At 39.3% G+C, this 15,689-nt stretch carries 15 protein-coding genes; 8 read left to right on the forward strand and 7 right to left on the reverse strand.

The annotated features are described in order from the left end of the window. Positions 1 to 120: 120 nt before the first annotated feature. Both B1201_RS10485 and B1201_RS10490 read right to left on the reverse strand, forming a co-directional pair. Positions 121 to 393 carry an HU family DNA-binding protein gene (locus B1201_RS10485; protein WP_078188662.1) on the reverse strand — a complete coding sequence of 91 codons (273 nt, stop codon included), beginning with the start codon at positions 391 to 393 and terminating at the stop codon, positions 121 to 123. Between the two features lie 166 nt (positions 394 to 559). Continuing rightward, complete coding sequence (locus B1201_RS10490; RefSeq protein WP_078193479.1) at positions 560 to 1,030, reverse strand: phasin family protein; 471 nt, start codon at positions 1,028 to 1,030, stop codon at positions 560 to 562. 205 nt (positions 1,031 to 1,235) lie between these two features. Between B1201_RS10490 and B1201_RS10495 the strand changes: the two genes are divergently transcribed. From B1201_RS10495 to fdx, 8 genes are all read left to right on the forward strand, one after another. Next, the gene (locus B1201_RS10495; RefSeq protein WP_078188664.1) at positions 1,236 to 1,883 is read left to right on the forward strand and encodes a hypothetical protein; all 648 of its coding nucleotides are present in this window, start codon (positions 1,236 to 1,238) and stop codon (positions 1,881 to 1,883) included. 112 nt (positions 1,884 to 1,995) lie between these two features. Then, the gene (locus B1201_RS10500) at positions 1,996 to 2,469 is read left to right on the forward strand and encodes an Rrf2 family transcriptional regulator (RefSeq protein ID WP_078188665.1); all 474 of its coding nucleotides are present in this window, start codon (positions 1,996 to 1,998) and stop codon (positions 2,467 to 2,469) included. Between the two features lies 1 nt (position 2,470). Then, positions 2,471 to 3,688, forward strand: coding sequence for an IscS subfamily cysteine desulfurase (locus tag B1201_RS10505; RefSeq protein ID WP_078193480.1), 1,218 nt, complete (start codon positions 2,471 to 2,473; stop codon positions 3,686 to 3,688). 104 nt (positions 3,689 to 3,792) lie between these two features. Beyond that, positions 3,793 to 4,179, forward strand: a complete 387-nt coding sequence (iscU, locus tag B1201_RS10510) for a Fe-S cluster assembly scaffold IscU (RefSeq protein WP_078188667.1) — start codon at positions 3,793 to 3,795, stop codon at positions 4,177 to 4,179. Positions 4,180 to 4,216: 37 nt separating this feature from the next. Next, positions 4,217 to 4,537 carry an iron-sulfur cluster assembly protein IscA gene (iscA, locus tag B1201_RS10515; RefSeq protein ID WP_078188668.1) on the forward strand — a complete coding sequence of 107 codons (321 nt, stop codon included), beginning with the start codon at positions 4,217 to 4,219 and terminating at the stop codon, positions 4,535 to 4,537. Between the two features lie 103 nt (positions 4,538 to 4,640). Then, the gene (gene hscB, locus B1201_RS10520; protein ID WP_078193481.1) at positions 4,641 to 5,156 is read left to right on the forward strand and encodes a Fe-S protein assembly co-chaperone HscB; all 516 of its coding nucleotides are present in this window, start codon (positions 4,641 to 4,643) and stop codon (positions 5,154 to 5,156) included. Positions 5,157 to 5,195: 39 nt separating this feature from the next. Continuing rightward, entirely contained in the window at positions 5,196 to 7,055 is a 1,860-nt protein-coding gene (gene hscA, locus B1201_RS10525) for a Fe-S protein assembly chaperone HscA (protein ID WP_078193482.1), read from the forward strand. 16 nt (positions 7,056 to 7,071) lie between these two features. Then, entirely contained in the window at positions 7,072 to 7,410 is a 339-nt protein-coding gene (gene fdx, locus B1201_RS10530; RefSeq protein ID WP_078193483.1) for an ISC system 2Fe-2S type ferredoxin, read from the forward strand. Positions 7,411 to 7,584: 174 nt separating this feature from the next. Here fdx and B1201_RS10535 read toward each other — a convergent pair whose 3' ends face one another. From B1201_RS10535 to aspA, 5 genes are all read right to left on the reverse strand, one after another. Then, positions 7,585 to 9,051, reverse strand: coding sequence for an adenylate/guanylate cyclase domain-containing protein (locus B1201_RS10535; RefSeq protein WP_078193484.1), 1,467 nt, complete (start codon positions 9,049 to 9,051; stop codon positions 7,585 to 7,587). 61 nt (positions 9,052 to 9,112) lie between these two features. After that, on the reverse strand, positions 9,113 to 9,547 hold the full coding sequence (locus B1201_RS10540) for an HIT domain-containing protein (protein WP_067762788.1): 435 nt from the start codon (positions 9,545 to 9,547) through the stop codon (positions 9,113 to 9,115). Between the two features lie 222 nt (positions 9,548 to 9,769). Continuing rightward, positions 9,770 to 13,237: a transcription-repair coupling factor gene (mfd, locus tag B1201_RS10545; RefSeq protein ID WP_078193485.1), complete on the reverse strand. Its 3,468-nt coding sequence runs from the start codon at positions 13,235 to 13,237 to the stop codon at positions 9,770 to 9,772. A gap of 179 nt (positions 13,238 to 13,416) precedes the next feature. Then, complete coding sequence (locus tag B1201_RS10550; RefSeq protein WP_078193486.1) at positions 13,417 to 13,773, reverse strand: hypothetical protein; 357 nt, start codon at positions 13,771 to 13,773, stop codon at positions 13,417 to 13,419. A 317-nt stretch (positions 13,774 to 14,090) separates the two neighbouring features. Continuing rightward, complete coding sequence (gene aspA, locus B1201_RS10555; protein ID WP_078193487.1) at positions 14,091 to 15,539, reverse strand: aspartate ammonia-lyase; 1,449 nt, start codon at positions 15,537 to 15,539, stop codon at positions 14,091 to 14,093. Between the last annotated feature and the right edge of the window lie 150 nt (positions 15,540 to 15,689).

Here is a 15,689-nt window from a genome sequence, read left to right on the forward strand (position 1 = left end):
ATTTTATTTGCGGTGAATTTTAACCGAAAACCCGAGATGAATGAATGCGATATATCAATTAATCACATTTACCAATAAAAAACGCGCCAATTTATGGCGCGTCTCATGTGCTTAATAAGATTAAGCTACAGAATCTTTCAAGCCTTTACCCGCTTTGAAGCTAGGAACTTTGCTTGCTTTGATTTCTAAAGTCGCACCAGTTTGTGGGTTACGACCAGTACGTGCAGCACGTTCTTTAACGCTGAATGTACCGAAACCAACTAAAGTAACTGTATCACCAGCTTTTAATGCATTGGTAACTGCAGCAATTGTAGCATCTAAAGCTTTACCGGCATCGGCCTTAGATAATCCCCCATTTTCGGCAATTGCATCAATTAATTCTGATTTATTCATGAAAATTACGTCCTCTTAATATCGTTTATTTAAGGTTCAAGAATTTGTATAAAACGCCATAACGCCTTTATAGCAATGCTTTAGGGTTAAACGCAATACTCCTCAACCTCTTTTTATAGAATTTTTTGACGAAAAAAACCTTGAAAATTCGATAATATTAAAAAAGTTAGTGTTTTTTTAATATTTCGGCCCTCAGTTGGGCATTCTCTTCGGCCAATTGGTCAACTTTAGTATGTAATTGAAGTATAAGCCTTTCTAAGTGCTGTAAATCCTTTACAGTCACCAATCCTAAACGGTTTAAAGAATGATTAACACTATTATCTAAAATTTTTTCTACTTTATCTTTCGTATCGGTTACAGATTCCTTGGCTTTTTCTGAAACTTTTTCGACAGTTTGATCTGCAATATCAATCGTTTTGGACTCAAGCTCCTCTCCAACTTTGACTAAAGAGTCAAAAAGCTTATTTCCCTCTCCCTCAGCACGTGAAAAAGCACCTAATCCAGCCAACCAAATCTGTTTGGTATATTTACGAAAATCCATTTTAGAGCGACGATCAGAATGACTACGTACCCGAGGTTTAGCCAGCTTTTCTGATGTTTCCTGTGCATCGTCAATTATGCTTTCTTTATTTTCCATAATCCGCACTTCTCCTGATTATTTTATGTGCACATCAACACGTGATTCTTCATTTTAACAACATAATAGCAAACATATAACTTGATAGATTGATTAAACTGTTCTACAAAGCTAGTGAATTACCAACTTTTTGGTATATTCTAAGTTCCTCTAGAGCAGGACGCTCAGTTTCCAGTGCTTTCAGATTTTAACAAGGACATTTTTTATGAGCGATACGCAACAAACACAAGCTCAACCACATTTGTTGCTTACTATGACCCTGATTGTTTTAGAAACGATTTTTACCTTCATTTTAAAACATGACCGTGTTGTAGCATTACAAGCTAAAAAATTTGTTGATCAAAAAGTCGCACTAAAAATAAATAGCTACATCCCTTATTTTGACTTTTATGTTCAGTTTACTGAGCACGGCATTCTGTTCGACACGAAATCTCCAGATAAAGCCATCGACCTTGATGTCCGTACGACATTAATGGATTTGGTTAAAATTTTTGTATTTGGTAATCGCAAAAGCATCAAAACCATGCGTATCGATGGCGATGTGGTTCTAAAAGATGAATTTCGTGATTTGGTTTCTTTATTTAGTGTGCCGAAAATTTTATCTGACTGGAAACACTGGTTGTCTGAACCTGTCGAAGAAAACGATATCGTTGCATCTAAAAAACGTATTGCCCCACTTTTAGAAAAAATTGAACAGCAACGCTCTAAAATAAACACGCTACAAGTTGAAGTTAAACAATACAAAAACCGTATTAAGCGTATCGAACGTCGTCAAAAGCGGATTAATATCGCTTTTAGTCTAATATCTGTTCTTTTAATAACGTTATTAGTGTATAATGTGTGGTTCAAATAAATACATAATTTTTCAGACAAAATAAAACAAATAAACAATCTCAAAAAAACTTGACTATTTTAGTCAGGATTCATAAAATCTGCACATCTAGACTTAACATGTGTATCGAATCATGCGCTTAACAACTCGCGGTCGCTACGCAGTGACTGCTCTACTTGATCTAGCTTTGCAGCCAACTGAACAAACGATCACTCTTGCAGAAATTGCAGCTCGTCAAACCATTTCAGTGGCCTATCTTGAGCAGTTATTTGCAAAATTAAAGCGTCACGGCTTAGTTTCCAGCATCCGTGGAGCTAACGGTGGTTACCACCTTGCTCGTAGTGCTGAAGACATCACTGTTTTGGAAATTATTGAAGCTGTAAATGAAACAGTTGATGCAACCCGTTGTGACCACAAAGGCAACTGCCAAAATGGTGCAATGTGCTTGACTCACGATTTATGGCAGGAACTCTCCCACCACATTGCCGATTATCTTGCAAAAATCACCCTTGCTGACCTTGTAGCACGCGATAACGTTCAAACCGTATCAATTCGTCAAAATTCAGCAAACTTTGATTCAGCCCTTTTATCGGTTACAGGTATTTGACATGAAGCGTCCTATTTATCTTGACTATGCAGCAACTACACCTGTAGACCCTCAAGTCGCAGAACGTATGATGGAATGTCTAACGTTTGACGGTACTTTTGGTAATGCAGCTTCTCGTTCTCATGCTTACGGCTGGCAGGCAGAAGAAAAAGTAGAATATGCACGTGAACAAGTTGCTAATCTAGTAAAAGCTGATCCACGCGAAATCGTTTGGACTTCTGGTGCTACTGAATCTGACAACCTTGCGCTTAAAGGTATTGCTCAGTTCTATGCATCTAAAGGCAAGCACATTATTACAAGTAAAATTGAACATAAAGCAATTCTTGATACTTGCCGCGAGCTTGAAGAAGAAGGCTTCGAAATTACTTATCTTGAGCCAGAAGCAAAAACTGGTTTAATTACACCTGAAATGGTTCAAGCTGCCCTTCGTCCAGATACAATTCTTGTATCTTTGATGATGGTGAACAATGAAATCGGTACAACTACAGATGTAGCTGCAATCGGTGAATTGACTCGTGCAAACAAAACTTATTTCCATGTAGATGCTGCGCAAGCTGCTGGTAAAGTAGAAATTGATCTTTCAACAATGAAAGTTGATTTGATGAGTTTCTCTGGCCACAAAATCTATGGTCCTAAAGGTATTGGTGCTCTTTATGTACGTCGTCAACCACGTGTACGTATTAAAGCGCAAATGCACGGTGGCGGTCATGAACGTGGCATGCGTTCAGGTACGTTAGCGACTCACCAAATCGTGGGTATGGGCGAAGCGTTCGAACTTGCCGGCAAAAACCTGCATGCTGAACAAACTCGTATTCGTGTACTTCGTGACAAACTTTGGAATGGCTTGCAAGATCTTGAACAAGTCTTCCTCAACGGTCATCCAGAATACAACGTTGCAAACTATCTAAACGTCAGCTTTAACTTTGTTGAAGGTGAATCGTTAATGATGGCACTTAAAGATTGCGCAGTATCTTCTGGTTCTGCATGTACATCAGCAACTTTAGAACCATCTTATGTACTTCGTGCATTGGGTCTTTCAGACGAATTGGCTCACAGCTCGATTCGTTTCAGCTTTGGTAAATACACCACTGAAGCCGATATTGACCACGTACTTGAAATTACCAAAGCAGCAGTTGAAAAACTACGTGATCTTTCACCGCTTTGGGACATGTACAAAGAAGGTATCGACCTTAATTCTGTAGAATGGGCTGAACACTAATTCATCCCGGTGAGATAGCTTTTATTTTAAGGCTATCTCATTGATTTACGTAATTTCACCCCCATATTAATCTTAAGGCTGACCCCGAGGTTTGGAGAAGCATCATGGCTTATAGCGAAAAAGTAATTGATCATTACGAAAACCCTCGTAATGTTGGTGTTTTGGACAAAAATGCAGAAAATGTTGGTACAGGTATGGTCGGTGCACCAGCTTGTGGCGATGTTATGCGTCTACAGATCCAAGTTGATGACAACGGCGTAATTGAAGAAGCTCGGTTCAAAACTTACGGTTGTGGTTCAGCAATTGCATCTAGCTCATTAGTAACAGAGTGGCTAAAAGGCAAAACTCTTGATGAAGCTCAAGCAATTAAGAACATTGATATTGCAACTGAACTTGCACTTCCACCAGTAAAAGTACACTGCTCTGTACTTGCTGAAGATGCAATCAAAGCTGCTGTAGAAGACTACCGTAGCAAGAAAGTAAAAGCTTAATTGTTTACGTGTTTTAAAAAAGATTAACGGAGTTTTCATGATTCATTTAACTGAAAATGCTGCAACTCATATCAGCAATTACATCAAGAATCGCGGTAAGGGTGAAGGTATTCGCGTTGGCGTGAAAACTTCTGGCTGTTCTGGTTTAGCTTATGTACTTGAGTTTGTCGATGATATTGACACGCATGACCAAGTATTCGATCAGTTTGGCGTAAAAGTATTCGTTGATCCAAAAAGCTTAGTTTATCTTGAAGGCATGGAGATGGACTATGTGAAAAATGGTTTAAACGAAGGTTTTGAATTTAATAACCCAAATAAAAAAGGCGAATGTGGCTGCGGCGAATCGTTTACGGTTTAAGTCATTTCCACGCTCCTTTTCGCATTAAAACAGTGTAAAATTCACTGTTTTAATTGCATTTAAAGCAACACTTTTTGCACCTCTATTGCGGACACCATCTCCCATGAATCATTTTGAGTTGTTTAACTTACCTGTAGCACTCGATATTGATTTAGCAGTTTTAAAAGCTGAATTTTTAAAGTTGCAGCAACAATATCATCCAGATAAAGCCGAAGACAAAGATCTAGCCCTGATAAAATCTAGTGAGATTAATCAAGCATTTAAAGTTTTATCCAATGTTGATAGCCGCGCTGCATATCTTTTAAGTCTCAAAAAACAAGATTATCACCTTGATCAATCGATTAGTGATTTTGAGTTCCTACAAGATGCCTTAGAAATTCGTGAACAGTTAGATGAGGCAGGCTCTGCTGATGACCTCACTTCACTTAAAACTGAAGTTCAGCAATGGATTGACGGTTTGGTTCGTGAATTTAAAATTGATTATGACGACGAAGACTGGGCTGAAGCACGTGATACCGTACGTAAATTACGCTTCTTCCAAAAAGTAATGGCTGACATCGATAAAGCTGAAGATCGCTTCTTAGACGACGATAGCTTTGATTTAGACGATGATTTTTAATTTATTTTTTATATTTGACGTTCAAAGGATGTAACACACATGGCTCTCTTGCAAATTGCAGAACCTGGTCAATCAAGTGCGCCGCATGAACACCGCATCGCAATTGGTATCGATCTTGGGACTACACACTCTTTAGTAGCCACGGTACTTTCTGGTAAAGCGAAAGTGCTTAACGATGAACATGGTCGTGTGTTACTCCCTTCTATTGCACACTATGGCGAATCCACTACGCAATATGGTGACGACGCAAAGGCATTCTTAACGACTGATCCTAAAAACACCATCGTTTCTGTAAAACGCTTTATGGGTCGCTCTAAAGCAGATATCAAATTCCAACACCCGTACAACTTAGTCGGTGAAGCGAATGAAATGCCTGCTTTTGAAACTGCACAAGGTCGTAAAACACCCGTTGAAATTTCTGCAGAAATTTTAAAACAGCTTAAAGACCTTGCAGAAAGCAGCTTAAATAATCCTGTTAATGGTGCTGTGATTACTGTACCTGCCTATTTTGATGAAGCACAGCGTCAAGCAACGCGTGATGCGGCTCAGCTTGCAGGTTTAAATGTACTACGTCTATTAAATGAACCGACTGCTGCTGCAGTGGCTTATGGCTTAGACCAAGACACCAATCTTGCACATGATCAAAACTATGTGATCTATGATCTGGGTGGTGGTACTTTTGACGTTTCAATTTTACGTTTCTCTCAAGGTGTTTTTGAAGTTCTAGCAACGGGTGGCCATACGGCGCTTGGTGGTGATGACTTAGACCGTCTGATTGTAAAATGGGCAAAAAAACAACTGAATATTGAAACTTTAGATGATGCTGAATATGCACATTTCATCGTTTCTGCTCGTAAAGCAAAAGAAGCTCTAACCGAGGCTGAATCTGTAGAGCTTAAAGTTCTTGATCAATCATTGACTTTAGACCGCCCTACTTTTGAATCCATCATCAAAGTTGCTTTAGATAAAACCATCAGCGTTTGTAAACGTGTCATGCGTGATGCCAAGCTTGAGCTTAGCGATATTCAAAATGTGGTATTGGTCGGTGGTTCTACCCGTTCATATGCTGTGCAAAAAGCTGTTCAAGAAGTCTTCAATCAAAAACCACTTTGCACCATTAACCCTGATGAAGTTGTGGCCATTGGCGCGTCAATTACAGCAAACCAACTTATTGGTAACTCTAAAGATGGTTCATTGCTTTTAGACGTCACGCCGCTTTCTTTAGGTTTAGAAACCATGGGCGGTTTGGTTGAGCGCCTTATTTCGCGTAATACAGCCATTCCAGTGGCGCGTCGCCAAGAATTCACAACCTATCAAGATGGTCAAACAGCGATGTTGATTCATGTTGTACAAGGTGAACGTGATCTGGTTGAACATTGCCGTAGTCTAGGTCGTTTCGTGCTTCGTGGTATTCCACCGATGACTGCGGGTCAAGCGCGTATTGAAGTGACTTTCCAGGTCGATGCTGATGGTTTACTAACTGTGTCAGCCAAAGAAACCACTTCTGGTGTGCATGCTCAAATTGACATCAAACCATCTTATGGTTTATCTGATGCCGATACTGAACGCTTACTTATTGATGGTTATAAGTTTGCTGAAGAAGATAAAAACTTACGTCATCTTCAAGAAACCAAAGTGGAAGCAAAACGTGAACTTGAAGCACTTGATCAAGCACTTAAAGTGGATGCTCAACTCCTCAACCAAGAGCAATACAATTCCCTCACTGCTGCACGCACTGTTTTAGATGCTGCACTTGAAACGACAGATATCAAAGCTATTGAACATGCTGTAGAACAGCTTAAAATACATAGCGATGCATTTGCTGCAGCTCGTATGAATCAGCACATTGATGCCGCATTGAAAGGCACAAAACTCGATGACTGGTCAAACTCAAATTAATTTATAGGTCAAGATTATGCCACGTATTAAAGTACTGCCTCACGCAACAATCTGCCCAAACGGCGCTGAGTTTGAAGTCGAATCAAATGCTAACCTTTGCGAAAGCATGTTAAAAAACGGCATCAAAATTGAGCATGCATGTGATATGTCTAAAGCGTGCACCACTTGCCATGTGGTTGTACGTAAAGGTTTTGATGGTCTAGATGAAATGGATGATGTCGAAGCAGATCTTCTCGATCGTGCTTGGGGATTAGAACCAGACTCTCGCCTGTCATGCCAAGTAAAAATTGAAGATGAAGATTTGGAAATTGAAATTCCTAAATACACCATCAACCATGCTTCAGAAAATCATTAATTTATAGAATATTTTCTATAATCAAAAAGCCAGTTCATCGTAACTGGCTTTTTTATGCATAAATTTATTCAAGAATTCAAAAAAAGAAGACGTTTTGATAAAAGAATGAATTGAGTTATTTTTACAATTTAAGGCAATACGATTAGATCTAATTTTTATAATGTATATGTGAAATTAAGAGTGAGATTCAGTTTTTTTGACTTCTTCGATCACTTCGTCTTCTAAATTCAGTTTAACAATACCAGCAGAGTTGGTCATTTTTTGCTGAGTTTGTAAGCGTTGAATCATACGTTCTAAAACATGTATTAGTTCAGGATATTCAAAGTTTTGTACTTCATCTAAGTTCAACAATAGATTAAAGCCTTTATATTCGTAGTCAAACCAACGTTGATAATCTGTTTTCTGCGAGGTGTATTTTTCCATCACTTGCCAAGTACGTACTGGGCCTTTGATACCTTTTAAGAAGATTGGTGCTTTTGGAGCACATAAATAGTCATTTTTCACTAAATGATGCGTATCGTCTGAAATCAAAATTTCGTCGACTTCAGCAGCACTTTGCAATCGTGCAGCCAAATTCGCATCACGACCCACGATGGTATATGCCATACGGTGAGCTGCACCATAGTTCCCAACGTGGCAATACCCTGTAGAAATACCCATACGAATGTGTAGCGGCGGATAACCCATTTTAATCCAGCGTTCACGCAGCAACTTCATTTGCTGACGCATGACCATTGCCATCTCTAAACAGGTTTTTGCATCCTGCTCTACGCCTTGGCTATGTGGATCACCAAAGAAGATTAGAATTGCATCCCCCATAAATTTATCGACAGTCGCTTCATACTGTTTGGCAATCTCAGTCATATGACTCAAATAGTCATTGAGTAGAAATGCTAAATCGTCTGGGATTAATGTTTCAGAAAGTTCTGTGAACCCTTGGATATCTGAAAAGAAAATCGTGAGTTTTTTACGTTTATATTCGATTTTAGCTTCAGACTCACCTTTCATAATCGATTGCCAAAGCTGCATTGGCGCATAACGACTCAATTGATTAGCGAATTCCATATAACGATTCATCTGATCATAATAATGGTTCTTTTTATTGCTTAAAGACTGAACTTGGGTATGTTGATAAAAAGTCCCCACACTGAAATACGTAATAAGGCACAAAAAACCTAGAACGGTTAACTCACTGCTGGTTGACTCAAAATATTCTTGAAAACCAAAGACATAAATATTACATAAATAAAATACAGTGACGCCTACAATCCCGGCCAAGGACATCATTAAGAAATTAATTTTGTTATAAATGGTTGTATATAGCAGCGCAAAGACCGCAAGAAAGGTTAAAACAAGGCTTAAATGTACTGCAGACATCAGTACAGCAATTACTATGATATCGATCAGAAAAAGCACATTACGCTTAACTTGATTGCTATATCGATAAATTAACCAATGAGAAAACTTAGGAACGACTAAAATCAGAAAAAATAAAAATGCAGGAATATAGATTTGATATTGCGTATCTGGCTGAGTGTAATGATAGACAACAATCACCAAAGACAGCATGATATATCCCATCAAACGATGAAAATATTCAAACTGTTTAGGCTCTTTGCTGATTAAATTGTCTAACGGCACTCGATCGCCCCCATACGGACACTCATTCTTCTACTATCCTGATATTGTCCGTAAATCGGGATTAGTCCATACGCCAATCAAAAGGCATATCACCTTGACCACGTAGTGCAAGCATCAGTGTTTGGCGCATGTGTGCCAAGACATCATTGTTATAAGGAACTGCTGGCGTACCCCAAACTGGTTTCGGCCAAGCCACATCATTTTGATAACGAACAACATGATGAAAATGTAATTGTGGAACCATATTACCCAATGCAGCTACATTCATTTTGTCTGCACGGAATACACGTGACAATTGGCTTGATAACCAGCTTGACTCACGTAAAAACTGCTCTTGGTCTGCCTGACTTAATTCATAAAGCTCTGTAATTCCCGGAACACGTGGAATCAAAATAAGCCACGGGAATTGCATATCATTCATCAAACGACATGTTGACAGAGGAAAGTCGCCTACATAAAACGTATCTTGAGCAAGTTGTGGATGTAAACTAAACATATCTTTATAAATGATGCAAAATTAGAATGATGGCTAATACTATCACATCCTTATGGGTGTGAATATTCTGTACAGAACGTTTCATTACAAATAAACCGCATTTGAATAAAACGTTGCTTGCTTATGACTCTAATAAATTTTTCAAAAAAATCAAGCGTTTCTTCTATATAAAAAACACGCATAAAATCTACTCATTCTAAACAAGCAATTTATACGCCAAATCTAGTGATTTGGCGCTAACTCCTTCAGTAAACTGTCTAATAAGTCATTTATAAATTGAATGCGTTTGTCATATTCTTCGAGCATGACCATCACTTTTAGACGCTGTCCACCTTCCATTCGGAAGAAAGTCGGATGCTTTTGCATCATTTGGATGATGGATATGGCTTGAACAGGTGTATCTGGTGAGAACTCAATACTGCCGCCATGGGAGCTGATATCAATTTTTGTAATACCCAATTGTTCCGCTTTTAAACGCAACTGATGGACCGAGAATAACTGCTTGACTGCTTGCGGCGGCAAGCCAAAACGATCGATTAACTCCATACGAATGTTATCGAGTTTCTCTTGAGTATCCGTATTACTAATGCGTTTATAGAACAATAACCGTTGATGTACATCACCCAAATAATCATCTGGAATTAAGGCTGGCATATGCATGCTAATTTCAGCCGTTAATGACAATGGTGAGTCAAAATTAGGTGTTTTGCCTTTTTGAATGGCTTTGGTGGCTTTTTCAAGCATTTCCATATATAGACTATAACCGATGGTTTGCATTGAGCCACTTTGCTGTTCACCCAGCAACTCACCTGCACCACGAATTTCTAAGTCTTCTGTAGCCAACATGAAACCCGCGCCCAAAGTTGATGCACGCGAAATGGCATCTAGGCGTTTTTCAGCATCACCCTTTAAGCCTTTGAGCGAAGGTACAAGTAAATAGGCGTATGCTTGATGGTGCGATCGGCCGACACGACCACGTAATTGGTGCAACTGCGCCAGCCCCAGTTTATCTGCACGTTCAATCAAAATGGTATTGGCGTTTGGCACATCAATCCCAGTTTCAATAATGGTTGAACACACCAGCACGTTATATTCTTTATGATAGAACTGTTGCATGATTTGCTCTAGTTCACGCTCACGCATTTGACCATGAGCAACCGCAACACGTGCTTCAGGGACCAATTCCCGTAAGGTTTCTGCCGTACGTTCAATGGTCTCGACTTCGTTGTGTAAGAAATACACTTGTCCACCACGTAGCAATTCACGCAAGATGGCTTCTTTGATCGAATCTCCAGTGTGTTCTTGCACAAAGGTTTTCACAGCAAGACGACGTGCAGGCGGCGTTGCAATAATAGATAGATCACGCATACCACTAAAAGCCATATTCAGCGTACGTGGGATAGGCGTTGCAGTTAGCGTCAGCATATCTACATCGGCACGTAAGGCTTTAATTCTCTCCTTATCACGTACACCAAAACGATGCTCTTCATCCACGATCATGAGGCCGAGATTTTTAAATTGCACACTTTCCTGCAAGATTTTATGTGTGCCAATCACGATATCCACTTTGCCTTCTGCGAGGTCTTCAATGGTTTTGGTATGTGATTTTGATGAACCAAAGCGTGAAAGGACTTCAATACGTACAGGCCAATCCGCGAAGCGATCTTTGAAAGACTCGTAGTGCTGCTGCGCCAACAACGTGGTTGGAACAAGTACAGCCACTTGTTTGTTATTTTGTACTGCCACAAATGCAGCACGCATGGCCACTTCTGTTTTACCAAAACCGACATCACCACAAACCAAGCGATCCATCGGCTTCGCTTGTTGCATGTCATAGAGTGTCGCTTCAATAGCATTGGCTTGGTCTAAAGTTTCTTCATAGGCGAAGCCACTGGCAAACTGCATATAGAGACTTTGATCCAGTTCAAATCCATAACCCGGCTTCGAGTGACGACGGGCTTGAATATGTAAAAGTTCTGCCGCCACATCATGGATCTGCTCTAAAGCCTTGCGTTTGGCTTTAGACCATGCATCTGTGCCCAATTTATGTAATGGTGCTAGATCTGGGTCACCACCACTGTATCGGCTAATTAAATGCAGGTTTGTTACAGGGACATACACCTTAGCTGCATCGGCATAGTCTAACTGCAAAAACTCATGGTCTTGGTCATCGATACTCAAGGTAATTAAACCTGCATATCGCCCCACACCATAATCAATATGAACCACAGGTGCGCCAATACTTAGCTCGGTTAAACTACGAACAAGGAACTCTTCTGATACTTCCTGTTGGCGTTTACGACGACGTTGAACCACACGGTGTTCATAAAGCTGATTTTCAGAAATTACACTGAGTTTGTCAGTTAGCAATAAACCACGATCTAAGGGCGCATTGGTGATCGCAATCGCATGCATAGAATGCATAAAATCATCAAAACTTTCGACCGTTGGGATATCACCCAAACTTGGACGCAATGCATCTTTTAAAGTTTCACGTCGACCAGCGCTTTCAGCCACCAAAAGCACTGGATAATTTGCCGCATCGATATATTGCTTAACAGCATAAAATGGCTTTTCACGTTTTGGATCGACAGGTAAACGGGGTGGAATCTCAGCTGCAAGATTGATCACGCCATTGCGTTCATCAAAAGCCTCAGGTGAAGCCACGATACGACGGCAAAGATTTAATTGTTCTAACACTTGATTTGGTTGTAGGAAAATCTGCTCTGGCGGCAAAATCGGTTGGTCGACATTATGACGACGGTCTTCATAACGACGCACAATGTCTGACCAAAACTGAATCAATGTGTCATCAATAGCTTTATCTGTAATGACAATGCCATTCTCTGGTAAGTACGAAAATAGCGTACTTTGCTCTCTCATGGCTTGTTCAGAGAAGAACAACGGAAAATAAAACTCAATACCCGGTGAAGCTATGCCATCTTGTACATCCTGATAAATTGGATTTTTCTTTGGATTTGCCGTCGGAAAATTTTCCGCATATCGATTACGAAACAGTGAGCGCGCTTCTTTTAATGGAAATTCTTTTGCAGGTAAAACCGTAAAATGATCTAAGTTTTGGGTGGTTCGCTGAGTTTCAGAATCAAAGAATTTGAGGGTATCGATTTCATCATCAAATAAGTCAATACGAATCGGTGAACTTTGCCCCGAAGCGTAAATATCCATGATGCTGCCGCGTACTGCAAATTCACCATGATCATAAACGGTATCCACCAAGTGATAACCCGCTTGTACTAATCTTAATTTTTGTTGTTCGATATCAAATTTTTGACCTACTTTAATATCAAAGTGTTCACCTAATACCCAAGATGCAGGCGCAACTCGCTGCGCTAAAGTTGTTGCTGAAACCAACAACACGCCTTGCTGTGGCATATTGGACAAAATCGCCAAGCGCTCAGAAACGATGTCTTGATGTGGCGATAGGCGATCATAAGGTAAAATTTCCCAATCAGGGAAAATAGTCGGTTTAATTCCGTAAAATTCCAGCTCACTTTCTAACTGCCCGAGATGCTGATTATTACGTGCTACAATTACAAACAACTGTTTGGATTGTTTGCTAATTTCTTTAAATAATAATGCAGCAGATGAGCCTTGTAAGTTTCCGACCCACCGCTTTTCGCCAGCTTTGAGCTGTTTAAGATTGAGTTGTGAAATTTCTTGCTGGAACATGATGTAAATAGCTTTTAATGTTTTAATCACTTAGTGATCATATTAACACGATGCTTTTTACATTCCGAGATTTAAGCAACTATATACAGTGTTTTAACCAATATGGATTTGCGATTTTATTTTCTATTGAAGAGTACCATTAACGCACCCATCAAACTCAAACACTACAGTCCATTCACTTACTTACGATCACGGATGAATTGACGATAATAATCATTCAATAGTTTGACATAGAGTTTAAACTGCAACAGATTTTCTTCAGTATTGCCTAATCGTGCAACAAAGCGTTGACTTGCAATTTCCAAGTCTATTTTTTCATTGATAATCATTGCAGTTGCATAGAGCTGTTTTAAATCATCGAAATTTGTCATTTTTCTATTCGACAGATATTCCATACGTTCAGACAATGTATTTAAAACTACGCCTTCAATGATATAGCCCTGTGTTTCATCATATTGAATGTGGTGTTGTTCTAAGTAAAGTTGCTCAGGCGACTCTTTAGCGCCTTTGAATAAATCGACTAACTTATTAAACATCTGACTATCTACAACATGATAAAAAACCTATTGTACTTCGATTACATCCTTTTTTGGGCAAGTTAAAGTATTTCTGACTTTATCTATGCGCTAATTTTTTCATCCAAACCTTCATGACTATATATAGAACTATAATTACGATCTTAAGCAAATATAGCGTTTTATTTTCAACCCAATACTTTCTTTTAGAAATCTAAAACATCACTGCCATCAGATTAGTTTTCTAGATTTACCACTGATTTCTTCAAATAAAAAACGAAGGATTAACCTTCGTCATTTACTCATCATGGGGCTATTTAAAAGTCTTAAATAAGCATTTAACTCACTTGAGCGAGTGGCATACTAAATGGTGTCACTTCAGAAACTAAATTTTCAATCGAGAAAATTTCATCCAATTGACTTTCAGTTAACAACTCTTGCTCTAAAACCACTTGGCGAATGGTTTTATTTTCGGCAATACATTGCTTACCGATTTCATCACATTTTGCATGACCTAAATATGGATCGAGTAAGGTCACAATTCCTACACTACGCATCACAGCATCAAAACATGCTTGCTCATTTGCCTGAATTCCTTGGATACATTTGCTATCTAATGTTTTTACGGCATTCACCAAAAGCTCAATCGATTCATTCATGGACAATGCAATGACCGGCTCCATGACATTTAATTGTAATTGCCCTGCTTCTGCGGCTAAAGTTATGGTTAAATCATTCCCCATTACTCGAAATGCAATTTGGTTGACCACTTCAGGGATCACAGGATTGACCTTTGCAGGCATAATGGACGAACCTGCTTGTAACTCAGGTAAATGAATTTCCGCAAAACCTGTTCGTGGCCCCGAACTTAAAAGACGTAAGTCATTACAAATTTTAGAAAGTTTGACAGCTAAACGTTTTAAGCAGCTTGATAATAAAATAAATACGCCACAATCGCTGGTTGCTTCGACATAGTCTTCTGCACCTTGCAATTTTAGACCGGTCAAATGAGCTAGATTTTCAACGGCCTTCGCTGCATAACCCGCAGGAGAATTCACGCCAGTGCCAATTGCCGTCGCACCTAAATTAATTTCCAATAGAAGCTGTCGATTTTGCTCAATCAACTTCAAATCTTCTTTTAATAATGTTGCAAATGCTCGGAACTCTTGCCCCAAAGTCATCGGAACAGCATCTTGTAACTGTGTACGCCCCATTTTGATGACATGTTTAAACTCATCGGCTTTAATATGTAAGCTTCCAATTAGCTGATTTAAAACCACAAATAAAGCATCAAAAGCGCTAAATGTTGCTAGACGCAGCGCTGTTGGATAGACATCATTGGTGGATTGTGACTTATTAACATGATCGTTTGGATGAATCCGTTGATAACTGCCTTTCGCATCTCCGAGCGACTCAAGGGCAATATTGGCAATGACTTCATTGGCATTCATGTTAATAGAAGTGCCTGCTCCACCTTGATAAATATCAATTGGAAATGAATCTGCCCATTGTTCAGGATGATCAATCAATGCATCACACGCCTGCTGAATCGCTTGGCGAATATCATCTTGTATTAAGTTAAATTGATAATTGGTTTCTGCTGACGCTTTTTTTACCTGAGCAATAGCGCGTACAAAGTTTAAATTTTGTCCGACATGCTGTTTTGATATTTGAAAGTTTTCGATGGCACGTAATGTATGTATGCCGTAATAACATGACTGCGGGACTGCTTTATCCCCCAATAAATCATGCTCTATTCTCGTTTTTTCCATTTGAACCGTTGTCACTGCGCATTCCCTCTAATTACGCACCAAGACTGTGCATACCTCATATTCGACCTGTTCAAATCATCTCACTACAGATGATGTGATGCACATTTGCAACCAAATATTTCAAATGCACATTTCTTGTTCACTATGTAACATTGTGTAATTTTA

The sequence above is a fragment of the Acinetobacter sp. ANC 5600 genome, assembly GCF_002018395.1.
GTDB lineage: Bacteria > Pseudomonadota > Gammaproteobacteria > Pseudomonadales > Moraxellaceae > Acinetobacter > Acinetobacter amyesii.

Excerpts from the sequence above, each read along its gene's own strand:
- mfd (WP_078193485.1), bottom strand. The coding sequence starts at position 13,237 with ATGTTCCAGCAAGAAATTTCACAACTCAATCTTAAACAGCTCAAAGCT.
- B1201_RS10495 (WP_078188664.1), top strand. The coding sequence starts at position 1,236 with ATGAGCGATACGCAACAAACACAAGCTCAACCACATTTGTTGCTTACT.
- B1201_RS10550 (WP_078193486.1), bottom strand. The coding sequence starts at position 13,773 with ATGTTTAATAAGTTAGTCGATTTATTCAAAGGCGCTAAAGAGTCGCCT.
- hscB (WP_078193481.1), top strand. The coding sequence starts at position 4,641 with ATGAATCATTTTGAGTTGTTTAACTTACCTGTAGCACTCGATATTGAT.
- B1201_RS10540 (WP_067762788.1), bottom strand. The coding sequence starts at position 9,547 with ATGTTTAGTTTACATCCACAACTTGCTCAAGATACGTTTTATGTAGGC.
- iscU (WP_078188667.1), top strand. The coding sequence starts at position 3,793 with ATGGCTTATAGCGAAAAAGTAATTGATCATTACGAAAACCCTCGTAAT.
- fdx (WP_078193483.1), top strand. The coding sequence starts at position 7,072 with ATGCCACGTATTAAAGTACTGCCTCACGCAACAATCTGCCCAAACGGC.
- hscA (WP_078193482.1), top strand. The coding sequence starts at position 5,196 with ATGGCTCTCTTGCAAATTGCAGAACCTGGTCAATCAAGTGCGCCGCAT.
- B1201_RS10490 (WP_078193479.1), bottom strand. The coding sequence starts at position 1,030 with ATGGAAAATAAAGAAAGCATAATTGACGATGCACAGGAAACATCAGAA.
- B1201_RS10500 (WP_078188665.1), top strand. The coding sequence starts at position 1,996 with ATGCGCTTAACAACTCGCGGTCGCTACGCAGTGACTGCTCTACTTGAT.
- B1201_RS10505 (WP_078193480.1), top strand. The coding sequence starts at position 2,471 with ATGAAGCGTCCTATTTATCTTGACTATGCAGCAACTACACCTGTAGAC.
- iscA (WP_078188668.1), top strand. The coding sequence starts at position 4,217 with ATGATTCATTTAACTGAAAATGCTGCAACTCATATCAGCAATTACATC.
- B1201_RS10485 (WP_078188662.1), bottom strand. The coding sequence starts at position 393 with ATGAATAAATCAGAATTAATTGATGCAATTGCCGAAAATGGGGGATTA.